We start from the raw sequence: 2,897 nt of genomic DNA on the forward strand, positions 1-2,897 counted from the left end.
GGGCGTGCGGGCTTTCGCCCGGGTGAGGACATTGCGCTGGCGCTCGATCCCGCCGTTAGCGAGATGTGGCAGGAGGACGGCACCTATATCAACTTCAAGTCCGACAAGGCCATCCGCACCACAGAAGACCTGATCGCCCTCTGGGAAAGCTGGATTGCTCAGTACCCGATCATCTCTCTGGAAGATGGGTTGGGCGAACAGGACTGGGAAGGCTGGAAGGAACTCACCAAGCGCCTGGGAGACAAGGTGCGGCTGGTGGGCGACGATGCGTTTGTGACCAATCCCACCATCATCAAGCAGGCGATCGCCGATGGCGTGGGCAATGCCTCGCTAATCAAGGTCAACCAGATCGGCAGCGTGACTGAAACGCTGGACGCGATCGAGCTATCTCGGAGCGCTGGATATACGGTGATGACGAGCCACCGGTCCGGCGAAACGCCGGACGACTTCATTGCCGACCTGACCGTTGCCACCAACGCCGGACAAATCAAGAGCGGCGCACCCTGCCGGGGTGAGCGTTTGGCAAAGTACAATCAGCTTTTGCGGATTGAGGAAGACCTGGGCGATCGCGCTCAGTATCCTGGACTTTCAGCCTTCAAGAAGTAGGCAAAAGCGGCATTTTTTGGGAAAACACGCCTGAAAGATGCCTAGACAATGCCTAAACAATTCTCCATCGCCGCCGCCAGCTTGTGGTCGATTCTAGCGGAGCCTGCTGCTGCTCCTGCTGATGTCGCGTCAGGATGGCGGCGGTGCTGTCGCTGAGGCTGGGATCACGGTAGGGCACAGCGGCGCGGGTTTGCAGATGCTCTTGCTCCATTTGCGAGAGGGGCGGCAAACCGTCCGGCGACCAGGCGGCGATCGTGCCCTGCGACCATTCGTGAGAACGGCGATCGCCCCTATCTGGCAGGGGAATATTGCCAATGTGCAGCCCCGCTGCCTGCATCGCCACCCGCACCGAGGCCGAGCGCGAATAGGTCGCTAAAATTCCCCTCGGACTCAGGCACTTGGCCACCTGCGCGAAAAACTCCACGGTCCAAAGCTGGGGACAGCGGCGTGGCGAGAAGGGATCAAAAAAAATCGCGTCTGCCTGAAAGCCCTGCGCCACGACCTGCTGGATCGTTTGTCGCGCATCACCAATCAGCAGGTGGGCCTGGAGGGTGGAGGAGCAGAATTCGTAATGCTGGGCGATCGCCCTCAGCACGTTTTGCACCGGGGGCGACCAGATGGCCAACAAATCAGGGGCGATCGCCGCTTGCGGAACGGTGGAGTCTAGCTCTAGAGCCATAACCTCAACCCTGCAATCAGGATTCGCCGCCCAGAGCGTTTCCAGCGCCGCCGCCGTGTTGTAGCCCAGCCCGTAGCACACATCCAGCAGATGAATTGGCGGCGAGTCGGGTTCGACAAACTGCCTCGCCAGGGTCGCTAGCCGCGTCACTTGGGCAAACTTTTCAAACGCCTCGGCCCGTGCCCCTAGCCGACTGTGAAACGCTTCGCCAAACGCCTCCGAAAAAAAAGTAAAAGAACCGTCTTCGGTGCGCTGGGGCACCCAAGCTGGCTCGTTCGGCAGTCTGTCGTTCGGCTGCAACGCTCGTCAACCTGGCAAAACGGCCGCTAGACCCGCGCTTCCATCGACTGGAGCTTGAGAAATTCGGTATTCACGCCCGACTCGCGCACCAGCGCAATCTTGCCTGTGCGGGCCACTTCGCGGATGCCAAAGCGCCCAAGCTGCTGCACGATCGCCACCATTTTGCCCGGATCGCCCACCACTTCTAGCGTCAGCGAGTCTTCGCCCACATCCACCACCCGCGCCCGGAAAATTTGCGACAGTTCGATAATTTCCGACCGGGTGACGCTGGTGGCGTTGACCTTGAGCAGCATTAGCTCTCGCTCCACGCAGGGCGTTTCGGTAATATCCTGCACCTTGAGGACATTAACTAGCTTATAAAGCTGCTTGGTCAACTGCTCGATGATGGAGTCGTCGCCAGGGACGACCATCGTAATCCGCGAAATGCCAGACTGTTCCGCCGGGCCAACCGCCAGACTTTCGATGTTAAAACCGCGTCGAGCAAATAAACCCGCAATCCGGGTTAACACGCCCGCTTCATCTTCGACCAACACAGAAATAGTATGCTTCATGGGATGCAATGGGACTGCAAACCGCCGCCAAGGCAAGTGCAGGCTTGAGTGTTCAGAACTTTATGTTCAGGATGGGATTGAAATCTCAGGGTTTATCAATCTTAGCCCGACCGATGCGCTCTATGTCCTGTCGGAACGTTAAGGGATTGCGAGAATTTTTGCACCAGTCTACCCAGAACGAGATCAGAGCGTATGATGAAAAGATGTTAAGAAATCCAGGAACGCAACGCCATTGCACGTTCTCAGTTGGGAGGCATAGATAAACTGTAGGGTGCTGTTAGGCGTAGCCGCAACGCACCGCCCCGCAAGGCTTTGATGGGTGGCATTGGCGTTAGCGTATTCTACAGACAGTTGTGTCTATCTACTGAGTCGCGTTCCAGTTTGAATTGCGTTCTATTCAAGCCGTCTTCAATAACCCGTCTTAAATAGAGTTGAGAGACTCCTCTATCCAGCCTTTTTCGCAACTATTCATCTCAAGGGCGACGGCGTATGCATGGGGACGCACTCAAAGACCTCTACGGGTTGGGGCAGATCCAGCCTGCTGACCGAACAGAGGTCGGAGACAAAGCCTACTATTTGGGACTGCTGGAGCAGCGGGGATTTCCTGTTGTGCCGGGGTTTGTGGTAGGGGCGCGAGTGCTGCGGCGGTTTCTGTCAAGTTTGGACTGGCAGGAGCCGCTGTTTGCGGATTTGCCTGATTCGTCGCTGCATGTGGATGTCGATCGGCCGCAGCAGCTTCAGGCGATCGCCCAAAAGATCCG

The 2,897-nt window shown here is 57.5% G+C and carries 2 protein-coding genes and 2 pseudogenes; 2 read left to right on the forward strand and 2 right to left on the reverse strand.

The window, feature by feature from the left end:
• Nucleotides 1-606 (forward strand): annotated as a pseudogene (gene eno / locus IGS51_RS01980) (phosphopyruvate hydratase); the annotation flags it as partial.
• A 52-nt stretch (nt 607-658) separates the two neighbouring features.
• Here the strand turns inward: eno and IGS51_RS01985 are convergent.
• Complete coding sequence (locus IGS51_RS01985) at nt 659-1,546, reverse strand: MnmC family methyltransferase (protein WP_297075257.1); 888 nt, start codon at nt 1,544-1,546, stop codon at nt 659-661.
• A 65-nt stretch (nt 1,547-1,611) separates the two neighbouring features.
• Complete coding sequence (gene ilvN / locus IGS51_RS01990; RefSeq protein ID WP_172353267.1) at nt 1,612-2,136, reverse strand: acetolactate synthase small subunit; 525 nt, start codon at nt 2,134-2,136, stop codon at nt 1,612-1,614.
• Nucleotides 2,137-2,625: 489 nt separating this feature from the next.
• On the opposite strand from ilvN, the pseudogene IGS51_RS01995 reads away from it, so the two are divergent.
• Nucleotides 2,626-2,897, forward strand: a pseudogene (locus IGS51_RS01995) (PEP/pyruvate-binding domain-containing protein); the annotation flags it as partial.

This window comes from Thermoleptolyngbya sp. M55_K2018_002 (assembly GCF_015295965.1).
Lineage (GTDB): Bacteria > Cyanobacteriota > Cyanobacteriia > Elainellales > Elainellaceae > Thermoleptolyngbya > Thermoleptolyngbya sichuanensis.

Bases quoted from the DNA above. Each gene is read 5' to 3' on its own strand.
- ilvN (WP_172353267.1), bottom strand. From the start codon at position 2,136: ATGAAGCATACTATTTCTGTGTTGGTCGAAGATGAAGCGGGCGTGTTA.